Origin of the sequence: Variovorax sp. UMC13 (genome assembly GCF_014170375.1) — a bacterium.
Lineage (GTDB): Bacteria > Pseudomonadota > Gammaproteobacteria > Burkholderiales > Burkholderiaceae_C > Variovorax.
Map to the genome: position 1 here is coordinate 65,759 of NZ_LZZW01000011.1, position 24,423 is coordinate 90,181.

A 24,423-nucleotide genomic window follows, 5' to 3' on the forward strand; every position below is an offset into this window, starting at 1 on the left:
GCCCCGCGCGGACAATCCACCGATGCGCAACCTGGTGGTGGTCCTGGGCGACCAGCTGAGTCTTTCGAGCGTGGCCTTCGAAGGCTTCGACGCCGCGCGCGACCGCGTCTGGATGGCCGAGGTGCGGGAAGAGTCCGAACATGTGCCGAGCACCAAGATGCGCACGGCGCTGTTCCTGTCGGCGATGCGCCATTTCGCCGAGGCGCTCGCGGCCCGCGGCCTGCCCCTCGACTACCTGCGGCTGGGCGCGCATGCGTTCGCCTCGATCGAGGCCGCCCTGGCCGACACGCTGGCGCGCGAACGCCCCGAGGCGCTCGTGATGGTCGAGGCTGGGGAATGGCGGCTGGAGCAGGCGATCGCGCGCGTGTGCCAGGCGGCGGGCGTGCGGCTCCTGCGGCGCGACGACCTGCACTTCATGGCCTCGCGCGCCGACTTCGCCGACCATGCGCGGGGCAAGCCGCGGCTGGTGATGGAGGCCTTCTACCGGCAGATGCGGACCCGGTACCGGGTGCTGCTGGACGCGCAAGGCGGGCCCGAAGGCGGGCAGTGGAACTTCGACGCCGACAACCGCGGCGCCTTCGGCCGCGCCGGGCCGGGCCTGCTGCCACTGCCGCCGTCCTTCGCGCCCGACGCGATCACGCGCGAGGTGCTGGCCGACGTGGAGACGCACTTCGGCGAGCACTACGGCAGTGCCGAGGCCTTCGACTGGCCGGTGACGCGCGCCCAGGCCCTGGTCGCGCTGGCCGACTTCATGACCTGGCGGCTGCAGGACTTCGGCCGGGTGCAGGACGCGATGTGGACGGACGAGCCTTTCCTCTATCACAGCCTCCTGTCCTCGTCGCTGAACCTGAAGCTGCTGGACCCGCGCGAAGTCATCGCAGCGGCCGTGGCGCAGTGGCGGGCCGGCGCGGTGGCGATCGAGGCGGTCGAGGGCTTCGTGCGCCAGATCCTGGGCTGGCGCGAGTTCATGCGCGGCGTGTACTGGTGGCGCATGCCCGCGCTGGCCGAGGCCAACGCGCTGCGCCACCACGAAGACCTGCCCGCCTGGTACTGGTCGGGCCAGGTGCAGATGAACTGCATGCGGCAGGCCATCGGCCAGACCCTGCGCACCGGCTATGCGCACCACATCCAGCGTCTGATGGTCACCGGCAACTTCGCGCTCACCTTCGGCGTGGCACCGGCGCAGGTGCATGCGTGGTACCTGTCGGTGTACGTCGACGCGGTGGAGTGGGTCGAGCTGCCGAACACCGTGGGCATGTCGCTGTTCGCCGATGGCGCGCGCTTCGTGACCAAGCCCTATGCCGCGGGCGGCGCCTACATCCGGCGCATGAGCAACTACTGCGATGGCTGCCGCTACGCGCCCGGCACGCGCAGCGGCGAGGGCGCCTGCCCGATGACGGTGATGTACTGGGACTTCGTGGCGCGCCACGAGCGCCTGCTCGAGAGCAACCCGCGCACGGTGATGATGGCGCGCAACCTCCGGCGCATCGATGCCGCCGAGCTGGAAGCGATCCGGCAGACCGCCACCAACATGCGCGCGCGGCCGGACCTGCTCTAGCGCGGCAGCACCCGCAGCACGCGCCCGCTCTGGCTGTCGGTCAGCAGGTACAGCGCGCCGTCGGGGCCCGCGCGCACGTCGCGCAGCCGCTCGCCGAGTTCGGTGAAGAGGATCTCCTGCGTGCCGGGCCGGCCGTCTTCCATCGGCACGCGGCGCACGCTCTTCTCCTTCAGCGCGGCCACAAAGATGCTGCCGCGCCAGGCGGGGAACAGCGTGCCGTCGTAGTGGGCCATGCCCGCGGGCGCGATGGAGGGCGTCCATTCCGCCAGCGGCGGCGTGATGCCAGGATAGCTGCGGTAGGGCGTGATGCGCGCGCCGGTGTAGTCGATGCCGCCGGTGGTGATCGGCCAGCCGTAGTTGGCGCCGCGCGCGATGCGGTTGAGTTCGTCGCCGCCCTTCGAGCCATGTTCGTGCGCGTACAGCCGGTTGCGGCCCGGCAGGCTCACCATGCCCTGCGGATTGCGGTGGCCGAGGCTGTAGATCTCGGGCAGCGCACCGGCGTGTCCGACGAAGGGGTTGTCGGCCGGCACGCTGCCGTCGCGGCCGATGCGCAGGATCTTGCCCAGGTGCGTGTGCAGGCGCTGCGCGTCGGTGCGTTCGAGGTTGCCGTCGCCCATGCCGATCACCAGCGTGCCGTCGTCCAGCAGCGCCATCCGGCCGCCGAAGTGCTGGCCGTGTGCCTTGGCCGGGCGCGTGGTGAAGATCGGCGTGACCTCGCGCAGCCGCGCGCCGTCGAGCCGGGCACGCACCACGCGCAGGTGGTTGGCCGAGGCCGTGCCGTGCGCGAACGAGAGGTAGAGCCATCCGTTCTGCGCGAAGCCCGGGTCGACCAGCACATCGAACAGTCCGGCCTGGCCGCTCGCATAGACCGGTGGCAGGCCCGCGACCGCTTCGGCGCGCAGCACATGGCGCCCCTCGGGCGTGCGGTCGAGGATGCGCAGGCGGCCGGGCCGCTCGGTCACCAGCAGCCGGCCATCGGGCAGCGCCGCCAGGGCCCAGGGATGCACCAGGCCTTCGGCGACGGTCTCGATGCGGTAGGGCACGCCGGGCGCCGCGGCCTGCGATGGCGCGGGCGCGGCCAGCAGGCCGGCCCACAGCAGCCAAGCGATCCGTGCCCCCGAGGATCGGACTTGCATGCGTCGTGCGCCATGATGGGGGCCTCGTTTCATGTGCCCAGTATCGAACAGCATGCCTGCCGATGAACCCTGAAGACCCTTCGTTCCCGCGCCCATGGCGCACCCGCCTGCTGGCCTTTGCCGGCGCGGCCCTGTTCGCCATCGCCTGGGGCTCGCTGGTGCAGACGCAGTTCAACCTGAACGCGCTGGCCGCGCTCGGCGTCGAGATGCCGCTGGCCCTGCGGCTGCGGACCTCGGTGCAGGACCTGCGGGGCTTCGGGCCCGTCTATGCGGCCATCGTGCTCGCCGCCTGGCTGCCCGCGTTCGCGCTGGCCGCCTGGCTCGCGCGCCGGCACCCGGCCTGGCGCGCCGCGCTGTTCGCACTGGCCGCCGGCGTGGCGCTGCCGCTCGCCATCCGCGCGATCGACGCCGCCGCGCCCATGCCGGTGCTGATCGACGCCACGCGCGGTCTCGGCGGGCTGTCGGCGATGGTGGCGGGCAGCGTGCTGGGCGGGGCGTTGTTTGGGTGGGGGACGCGGCCTCATTTGCGGGGATAGCGCCTGGCAAGCACCCCTGATTTCCCTGTGACAGCGCTTTGGCTCGCGCTTTGCTATGGTGCGTGACTCCCTTTTCGCCTCCGCTGCCTTCACGATGACCGCTCCCGCCACCCCCACCCGCCTCGTCGACGAACTCGTCGCCCTCATGCAACTCGAGCCGCTGGGCGACGACCGCTTCCGGGCGCAGAGCGAGGACATCGGCACGCCGGCGGTCTTCGGCGGCCAGGTGCTGGGCCAGGCGCTGATGGCGGCCAGCCGCACCGTCGAGGCCGATCGGCCGGTGCATTCGATGCACGCCTACTTCCTGCTGCCCGGCGAGCATGCGCCCATCGAATACACGGTCGACCGGGTGCGCGACGGCCGCAGCTTCACCACCCGCCATGTGGTGGCGCGCCAGCAGGAGCGCATCATCTTCGAGATGTCGGCTTCGTTCCAGACTGTCGACGCGGGCGTGGAGCACCAGTTCGCCATGCCGCCGACCGCCGCGCCCGACAATGTCGTCGACGACCTGCAGCGCCGCATCGCGCTGGGCGACCGGCTGCCCGAGCGCGCGCGCATCAAGGGCCTGATGCCGCACGGCATCGAGTTCCGCACCGTCGAGCCCGACGACCTGATCGCGCCGGTGCCGCGCGAAGGCACGCGCGCGATCTGGATGCGCGCCGTGGCGCCGCTGCCCGACGATCCGCTGATGCACCGCGCGCTGCTGGCCTATGCCTCCGACCACGGCCTGCTCGGCGCCGCGCTGATCCCGCACGGCCTGACCTACCTGCAGGGCAATGTGCGCATGGCCAGCCTGGACCACGCGATGTGGTTCCACCGCGATTTCCGCTTCGACGACTGGCTGCTGTACGTGCTCGATTCGCCCAGCGCCAGTGGCGCGCGCGGCCTTTCGCGTGGCAGCGTGTTCACGCGCGACGGCGTGTTGGTGGCCTCGGCCGCGCAGGAAGGAATGATGCGCGTGCGCAAAACGGAATCCCAAGGAAAACCATGAGCCAGCTTTTCTCGCCCCTGCAGCTCGACGCCCTCACGCTGCCCAACCGCATCGTGATCGCGCCCATGTGCCAGTACTCGGCCGACGGCCACGGCAACATGACCGACTGGCACCTGATACATCTGGGCCAGCTCGCGCTCTCCGGTGCGGGCCTGCTGATCATCGAGGCCACGGCGGTCGAGGCCATCGGCCGCATCACGCCGGCCGACGTCGGGCTCTACGACGACGACAACCAGGCCGCGATCGCGCGCGTGCTGAAGGCGGTGCGCCAGCACTCGCGCATGCCGATCGCGATCCAGCTCGCGCACGCGGGCCGCAAGGCCTCGAGCCATGTGCCGTGGGACGGCGGCCAGTGCCTGGCGCCCGGCGAGGGCGCGTGGCAAACGGTGTCGTCCTCCGCGCTGCCGCATGCGGCCGGCGAACCCGCGCCCGCGGCGCTCGACGATGTCGGCCTGGCGCGCGTGAAGGCCGCCTTCGTGCAGGCCGCGCAACGCGCGCACGCGCTGGGCATCGACGCCATCGAACTGCATGGCGCGCACGGCTACCTGCTGCACCAGTTCCTGTCGCCCATCGCCAACCAGCGCAGCGACCGCTACGGCGGCTCGCTCGAGAACCGCATGCGCTTCCCGCTCGAAGTCTTCGAGGCGGTGCGCACCGCGGTGCCGGCCGGCATGCCGGTGGGCGTGCGCATCTCGGCCACCGACTGGGTCGAGGGCGGCTGGGACATCGACTCGAGCATCGCCTTCGCCAAGGCCCTGGCCGCGCGCGGCTGCAGCTTCGTGCATGCCTCCTCGGGCGGTGTGTCGCCGCAGCAGAAGATCCCGCTGTCGCCGGGCTACCAGGTGCCGCTGGCCGAACGCCTGAAGGCCGCGCTCGACGTGCCGGTCTTCGCGGTCGGCCTGATCACCGAAGCGAAGCAGGCCGAGGCCGTGATCGCGGCCGGCCAGGCCGACGCGGTGGCGATCGCGCGCGCCGCGCTGTTCGAACCGCACTGGCCCTGGCGTGCCGCGGCCGAGCTGGGCGCGCAGGTCGAGGCGCCGCCGCAGTACTGGCGCTCGCAGCCGCGCGACCAGAAGGCGCTGTTCGGCGAGGCGCGCATCGGCGCGCGCTGACTTTTTTTCCTTTCGTCTGGAGGTATCGCCCATGTCCCGTTTCGACAAGTACCGCATCGGTTCCAAGGTCCGCCTGGCCGACATCGATCCGGGGAACAAGGGCTTTCTCAAGGGCGACGAGGCCGCGCATGGCGCACAGCTCGATGCGCTGGCCATCCAGCTCGACGAACTGCAGAACCTCATGCATGCCGAGGGCCGGCGCAAGTTGCTGCTGGTGCTGCAGGGCACCGACACCAGCGGCAAGGACGGCACGGTCCGCTGGGTGTTCTCGCGCACCTCGCCGCTGGGCGTGCGCGTGGCGGCCTTCAAGGCGCCCAGCCTGGAAGAGCAGGCGCACGACTTCCTCTGGCGCTGCCATGCGGTGGTGCCGCGCACCGGCGAACTCGCGGTGTGGAACCGCAGCCACTACGAAGACGTGCTGGTGCCGGTGGTCGAAGGCTGGATCGACAAGGCCACGACGCAGCGCCGCTATGCGCAGATCAACGACTTCGAGCGCCTGCTGACCGAGACCGGCACGGTGGTGCTCAAGTGCATGCTGCACATCGACAAGGACGAGCAGCGCCAACGCCTGCAGGCCCGCATCGACGACCCGTCCAAGAACTGGAAGTTCAGCCTGGGCGACCTCGAGGCGCGCAAGAAGTGGAGCGACTACCAGCGCGCCTATGCGAAGGCGCTGGACGCCACCTCGACCGACGTGGCGCCCTGGTACGTGGTGCCGGCCAACAGCAAGACGCACCGCAACCTGATGATCGCGCAGCTGCTGGTCAAGACGCTCAAGGACATGAAGCTCAGCGTGCCGCCGCCGGACCCGGCGTTGAAGGGGCTGGTGGTGCGCTGAAGCGGGTGCCGCTCAGCGCGCCAGAAGGCGGCGCAGGTCCGAGCGGGCGCGTCGCAGCACGCGGCGCGGCAGGCTGATGCGCGAGGGGGGCGGTGCCGCGGAGGCGACCGCTTCAGGCGCTGGCGCGACGATGGCCTGCGCTGCGGGGGGCGGCACATGCGGCGGCAAGGCGGCCAGCGTGCCGAGCAACGCCCCGGCCACTTCCTCCGGCACGATGCTGCGCCGGATGTGGTTCGCCAGCAGCGTCCCGCGCCTTGCGGCTTCGGTCCGGTCGGCTGCGACGAACCGCAACGCGGCCACGGCCGATGCGAGCTCGGGCTCGGCCCAGTGCTGGTCGGGCGTGTAGCTGCCATTGGCCTCGCCGGGGCGCACCGGCGCAAGCGTCCAGTCGACGAAGCAGGCGGCTTCCGGATCGAGGAAGGCCGTCGGGCCGCCCCAGCCCGTGATCACCAACGGCTTGGCCGCGAGGGCGGCCTCGAAGGCGCCCAGCCCCCAGCCTTCGGCCCGGCACAGCGAGACGAAGCAGTCGCCGGCCTCGTGCAGCGCCTGCAGCGCGCCGTCGGAGAGCTCGTCGGTCACGAGCCGGATCGGCGGCGGCACCCGGCCGTGGCGCAGCACCGCACGGCCGATCATGGCCTCGAACTGGGGCTGCACCGGCACGCGCTCGCCTTCGTGGCCGGGGTCGCGGCGCACACGCTCCAGGTCGTGCGCCGTGGTCTTGATGACCAGCGCCACCGGCTCGTCGGGCCCGAAGGCTTCGGCAAAGGCCGCGACCAGCGGGTCGATGGACTTGCGCTCCAGCCAGGTCGAGACCGTGTAGAAGACCTGCCGGCCTTCCAGGCCCGCCAGCAGCCGCCGCAGCCCGGCACGGTCCGCGTCGCTCACCGGTCGTTGCGGCCGCGGCAGGTGCGGCACCACCCAGATCGGGATGTGCACGCCGCTGGCGCGGAAGACCTCGCGGTTCCATTGCGTGGGCACGATCACCGCGTCGAGGCCGTTGATCAGCGCCGGCCAGTGGGCGGGCAGGCAGTCGGTCTCCCACACGGTGTGGCCCACGATGCGGCGCGCGCCCCGCGCACGTTCGCGCGCGATGAAGTGCGGGTAGTACTCGGGCACGAAATGGACGATGACGTTCTCGCAGGCGCGCGCGTCGTCGCGCAACGGCCACAGGTCCTCGGGGCCCGCCTCGGGCGAAGGCGCCGGCGCGTAGCCCAGGCCCAGCGCGCCGCCCGGCAGCATCGGCTCCCAGGCGACCGTGGTGCCGGCGTCGCGCAGGGCGCGCACCAGCGCGGCAGCGGCCACCGCATAGCCGCTGGTGTCGCCCAGGCCGACATAGCGCAGCACCAGGGGCTCTGGGAGATGATTGAGAGACATTAGTAACAAATAGTGTACATTTGATCGACAGTGCCCTGTCGTTGGGCAGGGCGAGGGCCGGACCCGGCCTGCCCCAGGGGCAAGAGGAGCCGCCGAGGCCGCTCCGTGGCCTCATTTCGCGGTGCCTGCTGTCGGCACTTCTGATCCTTGGCCGTATTTTCGTGACAGCAACTCCCGCTTCCCGCATCCCGAACACGTACCACTTCGTCTTCGGGCTGCGTCCGCAGACCGAGCCCTTTCACCTGATGCACTACCTGTGCCTGGCCTCGTGCCTGGGGGTGAACCAGCCCGACCGCGTGGTCGTGCACCTGCACAACGAACCCTTCGGCGAACTGTGGGACCTGATCCGCCCCCGGATCGAGGTGGTGCCGATCCCCGAGCGCGAACTGCGCATCGACCTTTCCTACGACGACGACTACATCCGGCGTTTCGCCTATGCGCATGTGGCGGACTTCATCCGGCTGCGCATCCTGCACGAGCAGGGCGGCATCTATGCCGACATGGACTCGCTGTTCGTCGCGCCGCCACCCGCGCACCTCTTCGAAGCCTCCTGCGTGATGGGGCACGAGCGCGTGGATGCGGGCGTGCCGTCCTCGCCCGAAGGCTCGCTGTGCAATGCGCTCATCATGGCCGAGCCCGGTTCGCCCTTCATCGCCACCTGGATCGAGCGCATGCCGGGCGCCTTCGATGGCAGCTGGAGCAACCACTCGACCTTCCTGCCCTACCGGCTGAGCCGCGAGTTTCCGCAGCAGATCCGCGTCGAGCCCGAGAGCCGCTTCTTCTCGCTGGACTGGTCGCGCGACGGCATCGCCGCGCTGTTCGAGCAGGACCGCCAACTGCCGCCTGACGCGACCAGCCTGCACCTGTGGGCCCACCTCTGGTGGGACGTGGAGCGGCGCGACATGTCCGACTTCAACCACACGCTGCTGACCCCGGCCTACGTCGCGCATGCGCGCAGCACCTATGCCCGGATCGCGCGACCCTTCCTGCCACCGGGCATGGCGCCGTCGGCGCTGGGGCACTGGCTGCGGCAGCAGGCCGCGCCCCAGGGCTGGCTCGGGCGTCTGCGTGGCGGGCGTGCGGCGTCATGAGCGTGCCGACCCCTCCGCGCAGCCGGGCGCTGCTGCTGACCCACGTCTTTCCTGACCCGCAGGGCGTGGGCCTGGCGCGGCGCGGCTGGCGCTGGGCCTGCGAGCTCGCGGCCCAGCACGACCTGGAGATCGTGCTCATCACGCGCAACGAAGGCCAGCCTGTGCCGCCATCGCCCCTGCCCGGCAGGCTGCGCGTCGTGCACTGCACGGGCGCGCCCATCGCCTCACGAGCGCTGGCCGACTGGTTCGATCCCGACGCTGGCGCGGCCCGGGCGCTCGCCGCGCTCGAGGGCCCGCAGCCCGCGCGCATCGTGGTGTTCCGCTTCTACCTGCACGACATGGCGGCGCAACTGCCCGCCGACTGGCGCGCGATCGCCGAGATGGACTGCGACGACCTCGAGTCCGCCACGCGCTGGAGCCTGGCCGCGCTGGCCTTGCGCCGCGGCCGCTGGTCCGCGGCGCGCGCCTGCATGGCGCAGGCGAGGGGCTATGCAAAGCTCGAACGCAGCCTGTTGCCCGCCTATGCCACGGTCCATGTCTCGGCCTTCGAGGATGCGGCACGGCTGCGCCGGCTGCCAGGGATGAAGGCGGTGCAGGCCAGCCCCAACAAGCTCGTGCCCGAACCCGATCTCGTGCCCGCACCGATGCCTGTCGGCGGCCGCACGCTGCTGTTCGTTGGCGCGCTGTTCTACCCGCCCAACGAGGATGCGCTGCTGTGGTTCGCCCGGGCCGTGCTGCCCGCGCTGCGGCGACTGGTGCCGGATGTGCGCATCGTGGCCGCGGGCCGCGCCGAAGAGGCACTGGTGCAGCAGCTCGCGCGGCACGGCATCGTCTACGTCCATTCGCCCGCGGACCTGCGTCCGCTCTATGCCGAGGCCACGGCCGTGATCGCGCCGGTGCGTGGCGGCGGCGGCACCAAGCTCAAGGTGCTCGAGGCCTGGCAGCACGAGCGTCCGCTGGTCGCGACCTCGCATGCCGCGCGCGGGCTCGCGGTCGAGTCGGGGCGGCATCTGCTGGTGGCCGACCGGCCGCTGGAGTTCGCGCGCCACTGCGCGGCCCTGCTCGCCGATCCGGTGCTGGCGGCCGCGCTGGTGCGCGACGCCGCGGTGCTGCTGAAGGCGCGTTACTGCCTCGACGCGCCGACGCGCTGAGGGGAGAGGACATGCACCTGTCACCGCACGCCACGGCGCCGTCGTCGCCGCTGTTCATCCTCTCGGTCGCCACCGGCTATGGCGGCGCCGAGCGCGACATCGAGATCCTGCTGCCGCACCTGGCCGCGCAGCGCCAGGTCGTGGTCTTCGCCTGCAGCCCCTACCACCTCGAGCGGCTGCGACGCATCGAACGGCCGGGCCTGGAGGTGCATCGCATCGATGCCTCGCGCGAGGGCTTCGTGGAGGCCGGCGCGCGCCTGTTCGTGCAGCGCTACTTCGCACTGCGGCCCTCGGCCATCCTGGCCAACACGCTCGACTCGCTGCGCATCCTCGCGCAGGCCGCCGACTGGCTGCCCGGGATCGATGTGCAGTCCTGCTTCTACGTGCGCGATTTCCAGTGGTTCGACCACGCACCGCTGCTGCAGGCCATGGCCCGCGCCACGCTGCTGGTGCCCGATCGCTCGGTGCTCGAGAAGCCCGGCTACCTGAACCCCCATGTCTGGCCGCACGGCCCGCTGCGCGCGCTGGCGATGCCCACGCCGGTGGACATTCCGCCGGCCATCGCGACCGAGCTGCCCGCCGACGCCTCCTTCCTTCACCTGGCCACGGTGAACGGCTTCAAGGGCCATCGACCGCTGGCCGACGCGGCCGCGCTGCTGCGTCGCCGCTGTCCCGGCCTGCGCATCGACTCGTACGGCCACCGGCCGCTTCCCGCGTTGTATGAACAGCTGCGCGCGCACATCGAGGCGGCCGGTGCCACGCCGACGCTGGCGCTGCACGAACACGTGGCCGACCCGTCCGCCCTGATCGGCCGGGCGCGTGCCGTGCTCGTGACCTCGGTCTCGGAGCACGGCGGACCCGAGACCTTCGGCCGCACGCTGGTCGAGGCCTGGGCCCATGGCCGTCCGGTGATCGCCTTCGCCTGCGGCACGCCGGCCCGGCTGGTGCGCCACGAGGTCGACGGCCTGCTGGTGGACGAGGGGGACGTCGAAGGGCTCGCCGCCGCCATCGTCCGGCTGCACCAGGACCCGGCGCTGGCCGATCGGCTGGGCCGCAACGGCCGCGCACGGGCCGAGCGCGAATTCGCCACCGAGGTGGTGCTGCAGCAACTGCTGCCGGTGCTCGAGGGGCAATGGCACCGGGGGCCTGCAGCACCCGTGGCACCCGTGGCGGCGCCCGCCGAAGAGGGGCCGAACACGCTGTTCGACGTCTCGCTCTCGCTGATGCTGGGCTGGCATTCGCCCGTGGGCATGCTGCGCGTGGAGAAGGACATGGGCGACCTGCTGGCTCGGCAGCGCGGGCCCGTCCAACTCGTGCGGCACGGCGCCGACGACGGCGGCTACCGGCGCCTGAGCGCACGCGAGCTGGAGTTCCTCGCCAACCGGCTCGACGGCCGCGACGGCATCGGCAGGCTGGCCGCGCGCGAACTCGCGGCCACCCCGCTGCCGCCGCCGCGGCTGCCGCTGTCGATCGGCCGCTCGATGCGCCTGCTGGGCCGCCTGCACGGAGCAGGCGGCGGGCAGGTGAACCGCAACGCCGCAGGCCGGCGCCTGCGCCGCTGGCTGCATGCGCGTGCCGAATCGGCCGTGCGGGCCGCCCCCGTCGACGCGGCGCGCTACGCGCCGGAGGCGGGCGATGCCTTCCTCAGCGTCTCCAATCCCTGGGACTACGTCGGCCTGCCGGTGTTCCAGGCACTGCGGGCCCGCGGCGTGCGCACCGTGCTCGCGGTGCACGACCTCATGGTCTGGGAGACGCCGCAGTGGACGGCCGGGCGTGATCCGCGCGAGCACGCGGCCAACATGCTGCCGGTGCTGGCCGAAGCGGACCGGCTGGTGGCCGTTTCGCAGCACACCGCTCACGTGCTCGCGCAGGCCTTCGCCGCGATCGCCCGGCCGTTGCCGCCGTTGCGCGTCGCACACCCCGCCGGCTTGCCCGGCACGCTGTTCCCCTTCGGCGGACCGCCCCCGGGCCTCGATGCCACGCGTCCCTTCGTCGTCTACTGCTCGACCATCGAGGTGCGCAAGAACCACCTGCTGCTGCTGCACCTGTGGGAGCGCCTGCGCCAGACCCTGCCGCCCGAGCGGCTGCCGGTGCTGGTCCTCGCGGGCCGCTGGGGCTGGGGCGTGGAGCCGGTGCGGCTGGCGGTCGAGCGCAACTGGCGCCTCGCGCCGCATGTGCTCGTCGCACCCGAACTGCGCGACGAGCAGCTGCTGTGGCTTTACCGCCATGCGCGCTTCGCCGTCTTCCCGTCCTTCAACGAAGGCTTCGGGCTGCCGGTGGCGGAGGCGCTGGCCGTGGGCACGCCGGTGGTGGTGTCGGACCATCCGGCGCTGGTCGAGGCCTCGATGGGGCTGATGCCCGCAATCGACCCGGGCGACCTGCCGGCCTGGCAGCAAGAGATCGCCGCGCTGTGCCTGGACGATGCGCGGCTGGCGCAACTGCGCGCGAAAGCCCGGCACTGCCGGGTCGCGCCTCCCGATGGACTGCCCCGCGCGCTGGCCGATGCCGCGGGACTTTCGGCCTGAGACCATGGAACACCCCACCCTCGAACCGGGCTCGGTGCGCGACGAGCGCCCGACCGCCGCGCGCTCGCTGCGCGCGGCCCTGCATTACTTCTCCGGCACGCTGCAGTCCCAGCATGCCCTGATCGACGCGCGACGGCGCACGCTGGGTGAGCTCGGTGGCGAACTGGCGCGCCAGCAGGCCGAGATCGATGGCCTGCGGCAGACGCTGGCGCAGCGCGAGGCGGAGATCGACCGGCTCGCGCAGGCGCTGGCCCGGCCTTCGCGGCTTCGGCTGGCGTTGCGGCACCCGGTGCGCGCCGTGCGCCATGTGCTGCGCCGCATCGTCCAGCGGCTGCGCCCGCCGCCGCCGCCCGCGGCCGTGGCATTGCCGGCGCCCGCTGCCGACTGGATGAGCACGCCGGTGGCCGCGCGCGTCCAGCCCTCCGACTACCGCGAGCGCATGCGGGCCTTGCTGGACACGGGCCTGTTCCAGGGGCTGCGCACGCTCACCCTCGTCGTGCCGCCCGCGCTGCGCGAGGCTGGTGCCTCGATCGAACGCAGCCTGGCCCAGACCGGCCTGAGATGCACCCTCGTGTCCGCGATGCCCGCGCAGTTCACCGATGCGCTCTACCTCGTCGTGAGTCCCTGCGCCTTCACCCGGCTGCCGCCGGCCGAACGGCGCATCGTGTGGCTGGTCGAGCCGGCCGAGCAGGCGACGGTCCTGGCGGAGGCCGTGCTCGCGCCGCTGGCCGAGTCGCTGGCCATCTTCGATGCATCGCTCGCGCACATCGCGACCCTGCAGGCGCGCGGCATCGCGCTGTACCAGACCTTCTATGTGCCGCTCGACCCGGCGGGCGCCGTCGATGACTCCGCGCTGGGCTTGGCCCATCTGCTGCCGCGCGCGCTGCATGGCTGCGGCGCGATCGACGACGAGGCCTTCGAGCGCGCCACGCGCGGCACGCGCCTGGACGCGGACCATCTCGTGCTCTGCCTGCCGGAGTCGCTGGCCCGTTTCGAGAGCGCACGGGCCCACCTGCGGCCCGGCGCCGCGCTCTTTCCCGGTCTGCGCCAGCTCGACGGATGGAAGGGCACGGCCCTGAGCTACCGTTTCATGGCACGCCGTGCGCTGGCCGCGGGACGCACACGGCTGATCGTGTCGGAGGACGATGCCGAGTTCGGCGAGGACTTCGAAGCGAGGCTGGCGAAGACGCTCGAGCACCTCGACCTGCATGCCGGCCGCTGGGACCTGTTCTCGGGCCTGCTGACCGACTTGTCAGAGCGCGCCGAGGTCAAGGCGGTCGAGGCCAGCGGGAGTGACCTGTTCCTGCGGCTGGACTCGGTCATCGGCATGGTCTTCGGCATCTACGGACCGCCCGCGCTGGCGGCACTGGCGACCTACCGTGTGGCGGGCAACGACACGATGAAGGACACCATCGACCGTTATCTCGAAGCGCTGCGGCTGCGCTGCGTCACGATCTTTCCGCCACTGGTGCGGCACGGCGAGGACTTCGCGTCCACGCTGTGGATGCCCGAGGGCTGGCGCTTCTCGAGCAACGAATCGATGAACCCGATGATCCATCGCAGCCAGCTGCGGCTGGTCGCGAAGATCGGCGACTGCCTCGAGCGGGCTTAGACCCCCAGGTAGCGCGCCCAGAGGCTCCGGTCCGCATCCAGCGCGGCCGAGTCCCCGCGCCACACCACGCGGCCGCGTTCGAGGATCAGGTGGCGGTCGGCCAGCGGCAGCAGGCGCTGCACGTACTTGTCGACGACCAGGATCGCTTCGCCCTCGGCTTTGAGCGTGGCCAGGCAGCGCCAGATCTCCTCGCGGATCACCGGGGCCAGGCCTTCGGTGGCCTCGTCAAGGATCAGCAGGCGCGGGTGCGTCGTCAGCGCGCGCGCGATGGCCAGCATCTGCTGCTCGCCGCCCGAGAGCTGGTTGCCGGCGTTGGCCTTGCGTTCGGCCAGGCGCGGGAACAGGCCGTAGAGCGCCTCGACGGTCCAGCGTGGTGCGCTGTGCTTCGCGTCGGCGCGCGGCCGCGCGAAGGCGCGCAGGTGCTCGTCGACGCTCAGGTTCGGGAACACGTGCCGGCCCTCGGGCACGATCGCCACGCCGCGGCGCGCGATCACGTCGGGCTTGGCGCCGCCGATGTCGGTGCCGTCAAAGCGCACGCTGCCGCGCAACGGCTTGAGCGTGCCGGTCAGCACCTTGAGCAGCGTGCTCTTGCCCATGCCGTTGCGGCCCAGGAGCGCCAGCACCTCGCCGGGGCGCACGTCGATGTCGATGCCGAACAGCACCTGGCTCGCGCCGTAGCCGGCTTCGATGGCTTTGGCGTCGAGCAGGGGCTTGAGGGTGGTGGTGATGGGGGTCATGCGTGCCCTTCCGCTTCGGTGCCCAGGTAGACCGCCTGCACGTCGGGGTGGCCGCGCACTTGATCGGCAGTGCCGGTCATCAGCACCTTGCCCTGCACCAGCACGGTGAGGCGGTGGGCGAGCTTGAACACCGCGTCCATGTCGTGCTCGATCAGCAGGATGGCCATCTCGCTGCGCAGCGATTCGATCAGCGTCACCATGCGCGCCGATTCGTCGGGGCCCATGCCGGCCATCGGTTCGTCGAGCAGCAGCAGCTTGGGCCGGGCCGCGAGCGCCAGCGCCACGTCGAGCGCGCGCTGCGCGCCGTGCGGCAGGGTGCCGGCGATGCGCTGGCGTTCGCTGGCCAGGCCCACGCGCTCGGCCAATGCCTCGGCCTGCGCGACGAGTGCCGCCTCATCGGCGCGCGGCGCCATGAAGCGCATGCTGCTGCCCGCGTGCGCCTGCACCGCCAGCATCAGGTTGTCGTGCACCGTCTCGTTGGCGAACACGCGCGTGACCTGGAAGCAGCGCGACAGGCCCGCGCCCACGCGCTGGTGATCCTTCAGGCCGGTGATGTCGCGCTCGCCCAGCCAGATGCGGCCGGCATCGGCCTTCAGCAGGCCCGAGATCAGGTTGATCAGCGTGGTCTTGCCGGCGCCGTTGGGGCCGATCAAGGCATGCACCTCGCCGGCATCCACCGTGAGGTTCACATGGTCGGTCGCGAGCAGGCCGCCGAAGCGCTTGACCAGGCCTTCGATTCTGAACAGGCTCATGCGGCCACCGCCTTCTTCCTGCGCGACAGCGCCGCCAGCCCCTTGGGCGCCCACAGCGCCACCGCGATCAGCAGCAGGCCCAGCGGCATGTGCCAGTGCTCGGTGTGCTGCTTGAGCACCTCCTCCAGCAGCAGCCACACGGCCGCGCCGACGGGGCCGCCCCAGCTGCGGCCCAGGCCGCCGATCACCACCATCACCAGCAGCGTGGCCGACTGGGTCCAGTGCATCGCGCCCGGGCTGATGAAGCCGTTGCCGCCCGCCAGCAGCGCCCCAGCCAGGCCGGCGATCGCGCCCGCGATGGCGAAGGCCGCCAGCTGGATGCGGAACACCGGGTAGCCCAGCGCGCGCATGCGCGTCTCGTTGTCGCGGATGCCGCGCAGCGCATGGCCGAAGCGCGCGCCCGTGGCGCGGTGCATCCAGGCCAGCAGCAGCGCGACCAGCGCCAGCACGACCCAGTAGAAGTTCGATTCGTTGCCGAGGTCGACCCCCAGGCCCAGCACCGGGCGCGCCGGCAGCGTGTAGCCGTCGTCGCCGCCGTAGGCCCGCAGCGACACCGCGATGAAGTACAGCATCTGCGCGAAGGCCAGCGTCGTCATGATGAAGTAGACGCCGCGCGTGCGCAGCGCCACCGTGCCGATCAGCGCGGCGACCAGGCCCGCGAAGAGCATCGCGGCGGGCCAGAGCACCCAGGCCGAGACCACGCCCGCATCGGACAGGGCCACCACCGTGTACGCGCCGACACCGATGAAGCCCGCATGGCCCAGCGCCACCATGCCGCCGAAGCCCAGGATGAAGTTGAGGCTGGCCGCGGCCAGCGCGATGATGAGCACGCGCCGCATGAAGCCGACGTAGAACTCCATGCCGAACAACGGTGCCACCAGCGGGAAGGCCGCGAGCGCGAGCAGCAGCGCGACGAGAAGAAGGGTACGGGGCTTCATGCGCGTGCCGAGAAGAGGCCCGAGGGGCGGAAGATCAGGACGACGACCATCAGCGCGTACATCGCCACTTCGGCGAACAGCGGGCCGAGGTCGGCGGCGGTGGCCGGCGGCAGCGTGGCGCGCAGCAGCATCGGCAGGAAGGCGCGTCCGATGGTGTCGACCAGGCCCACCAGCAGTGCGGCGACGAAGGCGCCACGCACCGAACCGATGCCGCCGATCACCAGCACCACCAGCGCGGGGATCAGGATCTGCTCGCCCATGCCGACCTGCACCGCGACGATGGGCCCCATCAGCGCGCCGGCCAGCGCGGCCAGTGCCGCACCCAGCAGGAACACACCGTTGAAGATGCGGCCCACGCGCACGCCCATGAGCTCGGCCATGGGCCGGTCGGAGGCGCCGGCGCGCACCCGCATGCCGACGCGCGTGTGGTTCACCAGCACATAGAGCGCCAGCGCCACGGCCACGCCGGCGCCGAGGATCACCAGCCGGTAGGCCGGGTAGGGCAGGCCCTCCATCAGCTGCACCGGGCCGCTCAGGGCCGCGGGCGTGGGCGCCATCACCGGCGACGGGCCCCAGATCATCTTGACGATGTCGTCGGCCACCAGGATCACGCCGAAGGTCGCGAGCACCTGCGCGAGGTGGTCACGCTTGTAGAGCCGGCGCATCAGCAGCACCTCGAGCAGCGCGGCCACCACCACCGTGACCACCACGGCCAGCACGATGGCCGCCACGAAGGAGCCGCTCTGCTGGTGGGCCTGCGCCGCGACATAGGCGCCCGACATGAACAGCGAGCCGTGCGCGAGGTTCAGCACGTCCATGATGCCGAACACCAGCGTGAGCCCCGCGGCCAGCAGGAACAGCATCAGGCCGAAGCCGAGTCCGTTGAGCAATTGCTCGAGAAAGAGAATGCCGGTCATTGGGAGAAGAAGGATGCGGGCAGCCGGACGCAGAGGACGCGAAGGTTTTGCAGAGGACGCAGAAGATGCATCGGGACAGATCCAGGAATTCCCTGGCTGTCCTTTCGCGCTTTCTGCGAAACCTCTGCGCCTTCTGCGTCCTGAAGTCCGTCTGTCGGATGGGCTACTGCGAGGCGCTTACTTCAGCGGACATTTGTCGGCGTAGGTGTCGCCGTAGTTCGTGAGCAGCGTGCTCACCGTCTTGTTCGTGACCTTGCCCTGGGCGTCCTTGCCGATCACGCGCAGGTAGAAGTTCTCGATGGGGAAGTGGTTGTTCGCGTACTTGAAGCTGCCGCGGGTCGAGGCGTAGTTGGCCTTCTTCAGGGCGGCGATCACGGCCTCGCGGTTCTGCGCGTTGCCGCCAGCCTGCTTCACGGCGGCGTCCATGGCCAGGATCACGTCGTAGGCCTGGGCGGCATACAGCGAGGGGTAGCGGCCGTTGTATTCCTTCCTGAAGGCTTCGACGAAGGCCTTGTTCGGCGCGTTGTCGAGGTCGTGCGCCCAATGCGAGGTGTTGAACAGGCCCAGCATGGGTTCGCCCACGGCGCCGATCACGTCCTCGTCGGCCGAGAAGCCGCTGGTGACCAGCGTGATGTCCTTCGACAGGCCCGCGCCCACGAACTGCTTGATGAAGTTGATGCCCATTGCGCCGGGCAGGAAGAAGTAGATCGAGTCGGGCTTGGCCGCGCGGATCTGCGCGAGTTCGGCCGCGTAGTCGATCTGGCCCAGCTTGGTGTAGAGCTCGTCGGCGACCTGGCCCTTGAACTGGCGCTTGACGCCGCCCAGCGCGTCCTTGCCCGCCGGGTAGTTGGGGGCGATCAGCACCATCTTCTTGAAGCCGCGATCCTGCGCGAACTTGCCGGCCGCTTCATGGAACTGGTCGTTCTGGTAGGCGGTGCCGAAGAAATAGGCATTGCACTGCGCACCCGCGAACTGGCTGGGGCCGGCGTTCGACGAGAGATATGGCACCTTGGCCGCGAACAGCGTGGGGCCGACGGCGATCGCGATGTTCGAGCCGATCGGGCCGCTGAACAGGTCGATCTTGTCGCGCTGGATCATGCGGTCGACCAGCTGCTTGGCCTGGTCGGGGCTGCCCGCCATGTCGGCCTGGATGAACTCGACCGGCTGGCCGCCCAGCTTGCCGCCCAGCTGCTTGATACCCAGCGCGAAACCGTCGCGCGCCTCGGCACCCAGCGCGGCGAAGGGGCCCGAGATGTCCAGGGCCAGGCCCACCTTCACCGGCGCGGCCATCGCGGCACCGGCGAAGCCGAAGGCGGAGGCCAGCGCCAGGGCGCACAGGGAACGGGTCAGGCGGGTCGCGGCGGGCGGCGGGGTGATCTTCGTGCGCATGGAGACTCCGGTAAGTAAGGGTTGGCACCACATCGATGCGTGCGGCCCCGGCATTGTGCGGAGCCACTTCATTCACAAGTCAATACTTTATGCATGAAGCATCTGGTGTCAACGGGGCTTGCACGAATGGTGCCAACCCTTGGTCGCGCGAACGCGCCGCCGCGTCCGCGTCCCCTTGCGCCCGCCTCAGTCCGCAGTGCCGCCCGTTTCGTAGAGCCGCCAGGCCGCCTCGGCGCCGAGGCCGCGGTGGATCATGGCCATCAGCGCAGCCACCACGCCCGAGGGGTTGGCGTGCTGGTAGACGTTGCGCCCGTAGACCATGCCGACGGCACCCTGGTCCAGCAGCACGCGCGAGCGCGCGAACACCTGCTGCAGGTCCTCGCGGCCGCCGCCGCGCACGAGCACGGGGCAGCGCGCGGCCTGCACCACGCGATGGAAGTCGGCCGGGTCGCTGGTCGGGTCGGCCTTGACGATGTCGGCCCCCATCTCGCGTGCCAGGCGCGTCAGCGTGACGATCTTGTCGGCATCGCCGTCGACGCTGTAACGGCTGCCGGCGGTCGGGGCCTGCATCACCAGCGGCTCGATCATCAACGGCATGCCGTAGCGGTCGCAGTCGGCGCGCACGCGCGCGATGTTCTGCACGCACTGGCGGAACAGGTCGGGCTCGTCGGGCAGCATGAACAGGTTGAGCACCACGCAGGCGGCGTCCATCTGCACCGCGGGCAGCACCGGGTCGTCGTGGTTCTGCAGCACGGCCCACATCGCGCGGTGCCGGGTCGCGTTGTAGGGGTTGCCCATGTCCAGGCGCATCACCAGCGCGGGGCGGCCGCGGCCCGGCCGGTGCTGCAGCAGGTCGGCCTGGCCGAGGTTGAGCTGGATGGCGTCGGGCGCGGCGGCCACCAGCTTGTCCATCACCGCGGGCATGTCCTCGAGCCCGTCGAGGAAGGTGGGCTCGTTGCACACGCCGTGGTCGAGCGCGATGTCCAGGCAGCGCCCGTTGTGCAGCAGCCGGTTCAGGCGTGCGGTCTTGTCCTTCGACATGGGAAGAGGTCCTTGAGTGGAGAGGAGAGGGGAGGGAAGTCAGGCCAGCGCGTGCAGGTGCGTAGCCGTGGCCGCGTCGATGCGTTGCAGCGCCTCGTCGTGCAGGGCGATCGCACCGGCGGCTGCGTTCTCGGTCGCCTGCTGCGGCACGCGCGCGCCGCACAGCGCCACCGACACGCTGCCGCGCGCCAGCGTCCAGGCGATCATCAGTTGGCCGAAGGAGCAGCCGAGCTGTTGGCGCAGCGGCTCGAGCGTCTCGAAGAAGGCCGCGAGCCTGGCGCGGTTGCCGGCGCTGAAGCGCGGGTTGCTCGCGCGCTGGTCGTCGCCGGTGAACTGGCGCGCGGGGTCGATGGGGCCCGCGAGCAGGCCGAGCGCCAGCGACGAATAGCCCAGCACCGCGACATCGTGCTCGGCGCACAGCGGCAGCAGCGTCTGCTCGATCTCGCGGTCGATCAGGCTGTAGCGCTCCTGCGCCGCATCGACCGGGCCGTGCCGCAGGTACTCGGCCAGCGTCTCGGGGTTCACGTTGCTCACGCCGATGGCGCGGATCTTTCCCTGCTTCTTCAGTGCGAGCAGCGCGTCCATGGTCTCGGCCACGGGCGTGGTGCCGTCCTGCCAGTGCGTGATGTAGAGATCGATGTGGTCGGTCTGCAGGCGCCTGAGGCTCTCTTCGCATTCATGGACGATCGATTCGCGCCCGAGGTAGCGGTACACCGGATGCCCGTCTTCCTCGAAGAAGTGCGTGCCTTCCCGCGTGTGCCACACCAGCCCGCACTTGGTGGCGATCACGGCTTCGTGGCGGCGGCCCTTGAGCGCGGCGCCGACGATGCTTTCCGAGCGCCCCAGCCCATAGGCCGGCGCGGTGTCGACCAGCGTCACGCCGGCGTCCAGCGAGGCTTGGATGGCGCGCACGGCCGCGGCCTCGTCGGCGCCGCCCCACATCCATCCGCCCATGGCCCAGGTGCCCAGGCCGATGGCCGAGCACTCGATGCCCGAGGGGCCGAGCGTGGTCTTCTTCATGGCGGCTGCGTTCATCGCTGGGTCTTTCGTGTGTTCAGGAGGTGGTCGATGGTCACGGCCGCGAGCAGAATCAAGCCCTTGATCACGTCCTGCCAGTAAGGCGAGACGTCGAGCAGGATCAGCGAACTGGTCACCACCGACAGCAGCGCCAGGCCCAGCACCGCGCCCAGCACCGTGCCCGAGCCGCCCTTGAGGCTGGCGCCGCCGATCACGGCCGCGGCGATCACGTTGAGTTCCATGCCCATGCCGAAGGTGGGCGTGGCGGCGCCGAAGCGCGCGGTGTAGATCACGCCCGCCAGGCCGGCCGAGGCCGAGCACAGCACCGTGACCCAGAACTTCACATGGCCCACGCGGATGCCCGAGTAGAGCGCGGCCTTCTCGTTGCTGCCGGTGTAGAACACGCGTCGCAGCAGGGTCGAGCGGCGCAGCACGAAGTCGCTCACCACCACGATCGCCAGGAAGATCAGGATCACGGCCGGTACGCCGAACAGCGTGCCCTGGCCGATGAACTTGAACTCGGCCGGCAGCGAGAAAAGCGACTGCGGCGTGCCCTGCGTGAGCGCCAGGCACAGGCCGCGCACGATCACCATGAAGGCCAGCGAGGCGATGAAGTGGTTGAGCCCGATGCGCGTGACGCAGCCGCCGATCAGCGCGCCGATGCCCGCGCTCGCGGCGATGGCGATGAGCCCGGCCGTCCACGGATCGAGGCCCATCAGGAACAGCTTGCCCGTGACCACCATCGCGAAGCACACCACCGAGCCCACCGACAGGTCGATGCCGCCGACGATCAGCAGGATGGTCATGCCCACCACCACGATGCCTTCGATGGAAAAGGACAGCAGCATCGCGCGCACGTTGTCCCAGGTGAGGAAGTAGGGCGAGGCGAAGCTCATCGCCACGCACAGCGCCGCGATGATCAGCAGCAGGCCCATCTCGCGCATGCGGATGAGCTGGAGGGCGGGCTTCGTCGGTCGCGGAGGCAGGCCGGCGTCGAGTTGTGCTGGAGGGTTCATGCTGTTTCCTGTTCGCATAGTCCGGAGGCCAGCCGCAGCAGCGCCTCTTCCGTCATGTCGTGGCCCTGCAGTTCGCCGGCCAGGCGGCCGTCGCGGATCACCAGCGCGCGGTCGCACAGGCCGATGATCTCGGGCAGTTCCGAGGAGATCACGACCACGCCCGTGCCCTGGTTCGCGAGCTCGCGCAGGATGTGGTGGATCTCCGACTTGGCGCCCACGTCGACGCCGCGCGTGGGCTCGTCCATCAGCAGCACCGAGGGCTCGGTGGCCAGCAGCTTGGCGATCGCCACCTTCTGCTGGTTGCCGCCCGACAGGCTGGCCACGGCGATGGCCACGCCGTCCGACTTCAGCTTGAGCTTGGCGCCCAAGGCCACCGCCAGCCGGTGTTCGGCCGCGCGCTGCAGCAGCCCGAAGCGCGAGCTCACGCGCTGCAGCGCCATCGAGGCGATGTTCTGCGCGATCGGCAGGTCGAGGTAGACCCCGGCCGCCTTGCGGTCCTCGCTGAGGTAGGCGATGCCGGCGCGCAGTGCGTCGCTGTACTTGCGGATCGACAGTGCCTTGCCGCGCAGCCGCACCGTGCCGCGCGTCGCGGGGCGCAGGCCGCACACGGTCTCGGCCAGCTCGCTGCGGCCCGCGCCCATCAGGCCCGCGATGCCGAGGATCTCGCCTCGCCGCAGCGTGAAGGACACGCCGTGCACGCGCGCGCCGTCGGCGAGGTCGATCACCTCCAGCACGGCATCACCCGCGGCCGAGGCCTGCTGCTTGGGCGGGTAGTAGTTGCCCAGGTCGCGCCCGACCATGCGGCGCACCAGCGCGTCGGCGTCGAGTTCGGCCAGCGGGCCGCTGTGCACGTTGCGGCCGTCGCGCAGCACGGTCACGCGGTCGCAGTGCGCGAAGATCTCGGCCATGCGGTGGCTGATGTAGACGATGCCGATGCCCTGGGCCTTGAGGTCGTGCAGCACCTTGAACAGCGCGGCCGATTCGTTGTCGGTCAGCGCGGCGGTGGGCTCGTCGAGGATCAGCACCTTGCAGTCGAGCGTGAGCGCCTTGGCGATCTCGACCAGCTGCTGGCTCGAGATGCTGAGCGCGCCCACGCGCGCCGCGGGGTCGATGGCCTGCCCCAGCCGCTGCAGCACCGTGGCGGCGCGCGCGTTGAGGCTGGCGTAGTCCATCCACGCCTGCCGGCCGGCGTTGATCTCCGGCATGAAGATGTTCTCGGCCACGGTGGCGTCCGCGCACAGCGCGATCTCCTGGTGCACCAGGCCGATGCCCAGGCGCATCGCATGCGCCGGGCCGTCGATGACCACCGGCTGGCCGTCGAGCGTGATCTGCCCCTCGTCCGGCTGGTGGATGCCATCGATGATGTTCATCAGCGTGGACTTGCCCGCGCCGTTCTCGCCGCATAGCGCGTGGATCTCGCCGCGTGCCAGCGAGAAGTCCACGCCCGAGAGCGCGCGCGAAGCGCCGAAGCGCTTGCCGATGCCGCGCAGTGCGAGCAGATCGCTCACTGCGTTCACTCGCCGATGCCCTTGGTGCCGCGGCGCGCGAGGTACTTGTCCCAGTAGAAGTCGTCGGCGTTGGCCTTGCTCACCACGGCCAGGCCGTTGTCGAGGAAGGGCACGGCCATGGGATTGGTGCCGTTGCGCTTGGCGTCGTTCATCGGGTCGATCAGGCCCGGGTTCTTGGCCAGGAACAGCATCATCATCCCCATGTAGCCCTGCATGCCCTGGTTGGGGTTGATGGAGCCGAACACGTCGCCCGACTTGATCATGTCGAGGATCTTGGCGTTGACGTCGCAGCACATCACCTTGATGTTCTTCTTGCTTTCCACCTTGGCCTGCGCCGCGCCCAGCGCCGAGTTGGCCTCGGGCATGAACAGCGCGCCCAGGTTCGGGTTGGCCTGCGCCAGGCTCAGCACCGCCTGGTAGGCCTTGTTCGGGTCCTGGTTGCTGGCGGCGCGGCCGACCAGCTTCATGCCCGGGTGCTTGGCCTTCATGCGGTTGATGAAGGCGGCGATGCGGCGGTCATGGTTGTCCTGGCCCGGGTTCTCGAGCACCGCGTACTCGCCCTTGCCGCCCATCGAGGCCGCGATCGCGTCGGCCGCCTGCGTGCCTTCGCGGTCGTTGTCCGAGGTGATGAAGGAGGTGCGCTTGGAGTTGGGCGAGTCGGCCGCGAAGGTGACGACCGGGATGCCCATCGCCGCCGCGCGGTTGATCGGCTCGATGAAGGGGTCGGGGTTCATCGGATGCAGCAGGATGCCCGCCGGCTTGCGCGCCAGCTCCTGCTCGAAGGAGGCCAGCTGCTTGTTCACGTCGTACTCCGGCGTGCCGGTGTAGCGCGTCTTCACGCCCAGCGTGCGGCCGAGCTGCTTCATCATCTCGTAGACCGGAAACCAGTACTCGACGCCCGACACCATCACGTTCATCACGTAGACGTCGCCGGCATTGCCGCGCAGGCCGGTGCCGGCCGCGGCAGGGGCAGCGGCTTGCTGTTGCGCGAGCGCGCTGGCGCCGGCCAGGCCGATACCGGCGGCGGCTGCGGACTTCAGGAAATTACGCCTCATTCTTTGTCTCCTCACGTGGACTGGCAGAGCTGGCGACCTGCTGTTCGAGCAAGCCTTGCAGGACCTTGTTGTCACGACAGTTGTTATGACAGGTAGAATGTAAGCGCAGCACGTTTCTCCAGATAACTA

General features: G+C 70.7%; 21 protein-coding genes. 9 read left to right on the forward strand and 12 right to left on the reverse strand.

The window, feature by feature from the left end:
• Positions 1–22 precede the first annotated feature (22 nt).
• Positions 23–1,558: a cryptochrome/photolyase family protein gene (locus tag A9977_RS07225; RefSeq protein WP_183024210.1), complete on the forward strand. Its 1,536-nt coding sequence runs from the start codon at positions 23–25 to the stop codon at positions 1,556–1,558.
• Here A9977_RS07225 and A9977_RS07230 read toward each other — a convergent pair.
• The gene (locus tag A9977_RS07230; protein WP_183024211.1) at positions 1,555–2,694 is read right to left on the reverse strand and encodes a PQQ-dependent sugar dehydrogenase; all 1,140 of its coding nucleotides are present in this window, start codon (positions 2,692–2,694) and stop codon (positions 1,555–1,557) included. The two genes, A9977_RS07225 and A9977_RS07230, sit on opposite strands and share 4 nt — an antisense overlap.
• A gap of 62 nt (positions 2,695–2,756) precedes the next feature.
• On the opposite strand from A9977_RS07230, the gene A9977_RS07235 reads away from it, so the two are divergent.
• From A9977_RS07235 to A9977_RS07250, 4 genes are all read left to right on the forward strand, one after another.
• Positions 2,757–3,230 (forward strand): hypothetical protein, encoded by a 474-nt coding sequence (locus A9977_RS07235; protein ID WP_183024212.1) that lies wholly within the window; start codon positions 2,757–2,759, stop codon positions 3,228–3,230.
• 94 nt (positions 3,231–3,324) lie between these two features.
• Complete coding sequence (locus A9977_RS07240) at positions 3,325–4,221, forward strand: acyl-CoA thioesterase II (protein WP_183024213.1); 897 nt, start codon at positions 3,325–3,327, stop codon at positions 4,219–4,221.
• Positions 4,218–5,333 (forward strand): NADH:flavin oxidoreductase/NADH oxidase, encoded by a 1,116-nt coding sequence (locus A9977_RS07245; RefSeq protein ID WP_183024214.1) that lies wholly within the window; start codon positions 4,218–4,220, stop codon positions 5,331–5,333. Before A9977_RS07240 ends, A9977_RS07245 begins: the two co-directional genes overlap by 4 nt.
• A 31-nt stretch (positions 5,334–5,364) precedes the next feature.
• Positions 5,365–6,171 carry a PPK2 family polyphosphate kinase gene (locus tag A9977_RS07250; RefSeq protein WP_183024215.1) on the forward strand — a complete coding sequence of 269 codons (807 nt, stop codon included), beginning with the start codon at positions 5,365–5,367 and terminating at the stop codon, positions 6,169–6,171.
• 12 nt (positions 6,172–6,183) lie between these two features.
• On the opposite strand, the gene A9977_RS07255 is transcribed toward A9977_RS07250, so the two are convergent.
• Positions 6,184–7,515, reverse strand: coding sequence for a hypothetical protein (locus A9977_RS07255; RefSeq protein WP_220811579.1), 1,332 nt, complete (start codon positions 7,513–7,515; stop codon positions 6,184–6,186).
• Positions 7,516–7,706: 191 nt separating this feature from the next.
• On the opposite strand from A9977_RS07255, the gene A9977_RS07260 reads away from it, so the two are divergent.
• From A9977_RS07260 to A9977_RS07275, 4 genes are read left to right on the forward strand one after another with little or no spacing between them, the layout of a single operon-like run.
• Complete coding sequence (locus tag A9977_RS07260) at positions 7,707–8,636, forward strand: glycosyltransferase (protein WP_220811582.1); 930 nt, start codon at positions 7,707–7,709, stop codon at positions 8,634–8,636.
• Positions 8,633–9,787, forward strand: a complete 1,155-nt coding sequence (locus A9977_RS07265) for a glycosyltransferase family 4 protein (protein ID WP_183024216.1) — start codon at positions 8,633–8,635, stop codon at positions 9,785–9,787. The genes A9977_RS07260 and A9977_RS07265 overlap by 4 nt, the downstream gene beginning before the upstream one ends.
• 11 nt (positions 9,788–9,798) lie before the next feature.
• A complete protein-coding gene (locus tag A9977_RS07270; RefSeq protein WP_183024217.1) occupies positions 9,799–12,312 on the forward strand; it encodes a glycosyltransferase in 2,514 nt (837 codons plus the stop codon).
• Positions 12,313–12,316: 4 nt separating this feature from the next.
• Positions 12,317–13,924 carry a hypothetical protein gene (locus tag A9977_RS07275; RefSeq protein ID WP_183024218.1) on the forward strand — a complete coding sequence of 536 codons (1,608 nt, stop codon included), beginning with the start codon at positions 12,317–12,319 and terminating at the stop codon, positions 13,922–13,924.
• Here the strand turns inward: A9977_RS07275 and A9977_RS07280 are convergent.
• From A9977_RS07280 to A9977_RS07325, 10 genes are all read right to left on the reverse strand, one after another.
• Positions 13,921–14,631, reverse strand: a complete 711-nt coding sequence (locus tag A9977_RS07280; RefSeq protein WP_220811607.1) for an ABC transporter ATP-binding protein — start codon at positions 14,629–14,631, stop codon at positions 13,921–13,923. The genes A9977_RS07275 and A9977_RS07280 overlap by 4 nt on opposite strands.
• Before the next feature lie 26 nt (positions 14,632–14,657).
• Positions 14,658–15,413, reverse strand: a complete 756-nt coding sequence (locus A9977_RS07285) for an ABC transporter ATP-binding protein (RefSeq protein WP_183024220.1) — start codon at positions 15,411–15,413, stop codon at positions 14,658–14,660.
• On the reverse strand, positions 15,410–16,351 hold the full coding sequence (locus A9977_RS07290) for a branched-chain amino acid ABC transporter permease (protein WP_183024221.1): 942 nt from the start codon (positions 16,349–16,351) through the stop codon (positions 15,410–15,412). The genes A9977_RS07285 and A9977_RS07290 overlap by 4 nt, the downstream gene beginning before the upstream one ends.
• Entirely contained in the window at positions 16,348–17,268 is a 921-nt protein-coding gene (locus A9977_RS07295) for a branched-chain amino acid ABC transporter permease (protein ID WP_183024222.1), read from the reverse strand. The genes A9977_RS07290 and A9977_RS07295 overlap by 4 nt, the downstream gene beginning before the upstream one ends.
• A 177-nt stretch (positions 17,269–17,445) precedes the next feature.
• Complete coding sequence (locus tag A9977_RS07300; protein ID WP_183024223.1) at positions 17,446–18,657, reverse strand: ABC transporter substrate-binding protein; 1,212 nt, start codon at positions 18,655–18,657, stop codon at positions 17,446–17,448.
• A gap of 186 nt (positions 18,658–18,843) precedes the next feature.
• Positions 18,844–19,698, reverse strand: a complete 855-nt coding sequence (locus A9977_RS07305; protein ID WP_183024224.1) for a class I fructose-bisphosphate aldolase — start codon at positions 19,696–19,698, stop codon at positions 18,844–18,846.
• A gap of 39 nt (positions 19,699–19,737) precedes the next feature.
• Positions 19,738–20,733: an aldo/keto reductase gene (locus A9977_RS07310; RefSeq protein ID WP_259651859.1), complete on the reverse strand. Its 996-nt coding sequence runs from the start codon at positions 20,731–20,733 to the stop codon at positions 19,738–19,740.
• Positions 20,730–21,731 (reverse strand): ABC transporter permease, encoded by a 1,002-nt coding sequence (locus A9977_RS07315; protein WP_183024225.1) that lies wholly within the window; start codon positions 21,729–21,731, stop codon positions 20,730–20,732. Before A9977_RS07315 ends, A9977_RS07310 begins: the two co-directional genes overlap by 4 nt.
• Positions 21,728–23,239, reverse strand: a complete 1,512-nt coding sequence (locus A9977_RS07320) for a sugar ABC transporter ATP-binding protein (RefSeq protein ID WP_405054672.1) — start codon at positions 23,237–23,239, stop codon at positions 21,728–21,730. Before A9977_RS07320 ends, A9977_RS07315 begins: the two co-directional genes overlap by 4 nt.
• A gap of 5 nt (positions 23,240–23,244) precedes the next feature.
• The gene (locus tag A9977_RS07325; RefSeq protein WP_183024227.1) at positions 23,245–24,294 is read right to left on the reverse strand and encodes a substrate-binding domain-containing protein; all 1,050 of its coding nucleotides are present in this window, start codon (positions 24,292–24,294) and stop codon (positions 23,245–23,247) included.
• Positions 24,295–24,423 lie beyond the last annotated feature (129 nt).

Coding starts and splice junctions, on each gene's coding strand:
- A9977_RS07225 (WP_183024210.1), top strand. CDS start 23: ATGCGCAACCTGGTGGTGGTCCTGGGCGACCAGCTGAGTCTTTCGAGC.
- A9977_RS07230 (WP_183024211.1), bottom strand. CDS start 2,694: ATGCAAGTCCGATCCTCGGGGGCACGGATCGCTTGGCTGCTGTGGGCC.
- A9977_RS07235 (WP_183024212.1), top strand. CDS start 2,757: ATGAACCCTGAAGACCCTTCGTTCCCGCGCCCATGGCGCACCCGCCTG.
- A9977_RS07240 (WP_183024213.1), top strand. CDS start 3,325: ATGACCGCTCCCGCCACCCCCACCCGCCTCGTCGACGAACTCGTCGCC.
- A9977_RS07245 (WP_183024214.1), top strand. CDS start 4,218: ATGAGCCAGCTTTTCTCGCCCCTGCAGCTCGACGCCCTCACGCTGCCC.
- A9977_RS07250 (WP_183024215.1), top strand. CDS start 5,365: ATGTCCCGTTTCGACAAGTACCGCATCGGTTCCAAGGTCCGCCTGGCC.
- A9977_RS07265 (WP_183024216.1), top strand. CDS start 8,633: ATGAGCGTGCCGACCCCTCCGCGCAGCCGGGCGCTGCTGCTGACCCAC.
- A9977_RS07270 (WP_183024217.1), top strand. CDS start 9,799: ATGCACCTGTCACCGCACGCCACGGCGCCGTCGTCGCCGCTGTTCATC.
- A9977_RS07275 (WP_183024218.1), top strand. CDS start 12,317: ATGGAACACCCCACCCTCGAACCGGGCTCGGTGCGCGACGAGCGCCCG.
- A9977_RS07285 (WP_183024220.1), bottom strand. CDS start 15,413: ATGAGCCTGTTCAGAATCGAAGGCCTGGTCAAGCGCTTCGGCGGCCTG.
- A9977_RS07290 (WP_183024221.1), bottom strand. CDS start 16,351: ATGAAGCCCCGTACCCTTCTTCTCGTCGCGCTGCTGCTCGCGCTCGCG.
- A9977_RS07295 (WP_183024222.1), bottom strand. CDS start 17,268: ATGACCGGCATTCTCTTTCTCGAGCAATTGCTCAACGGACTCGGCTTC.
- A9977_RS07300 (WP_183024223.1), bottom strand. CDS start 18,657: ATGCGCACGAAGATCACCCCGCCGCCCGCCGCGACCCGCCTGACCCGT.
- A9977_RS07305 (WP_183024224.1), bottom strand. CDS start 19,698: ATGTCGAAGGACAAGACCGCACGCCTGAACCGGCTGCTGCACAACGGG.
- A9977_RS07310 (WP_259651859.1), bottom strand. CDS start 20,733: ATGAACGCAGCCGCCATGAAGAAGACCACGCTCGGCCCCTCGGGCATC.
- A9977_RS07315 (WP_183024225.1), bottom strand. CDS start 21,731: ATGAACCCTCCAGCACAACTCGACGCCGGCCTGCCTCCGCGACCGACG.
- A9977_RS07325 (WP_183024227.1), bottom strand. CDS start 24,294: ATGAGGCGTAATTTCCTGAAGTCCGCAGCCGCCGCCGGTATCGGCCTG.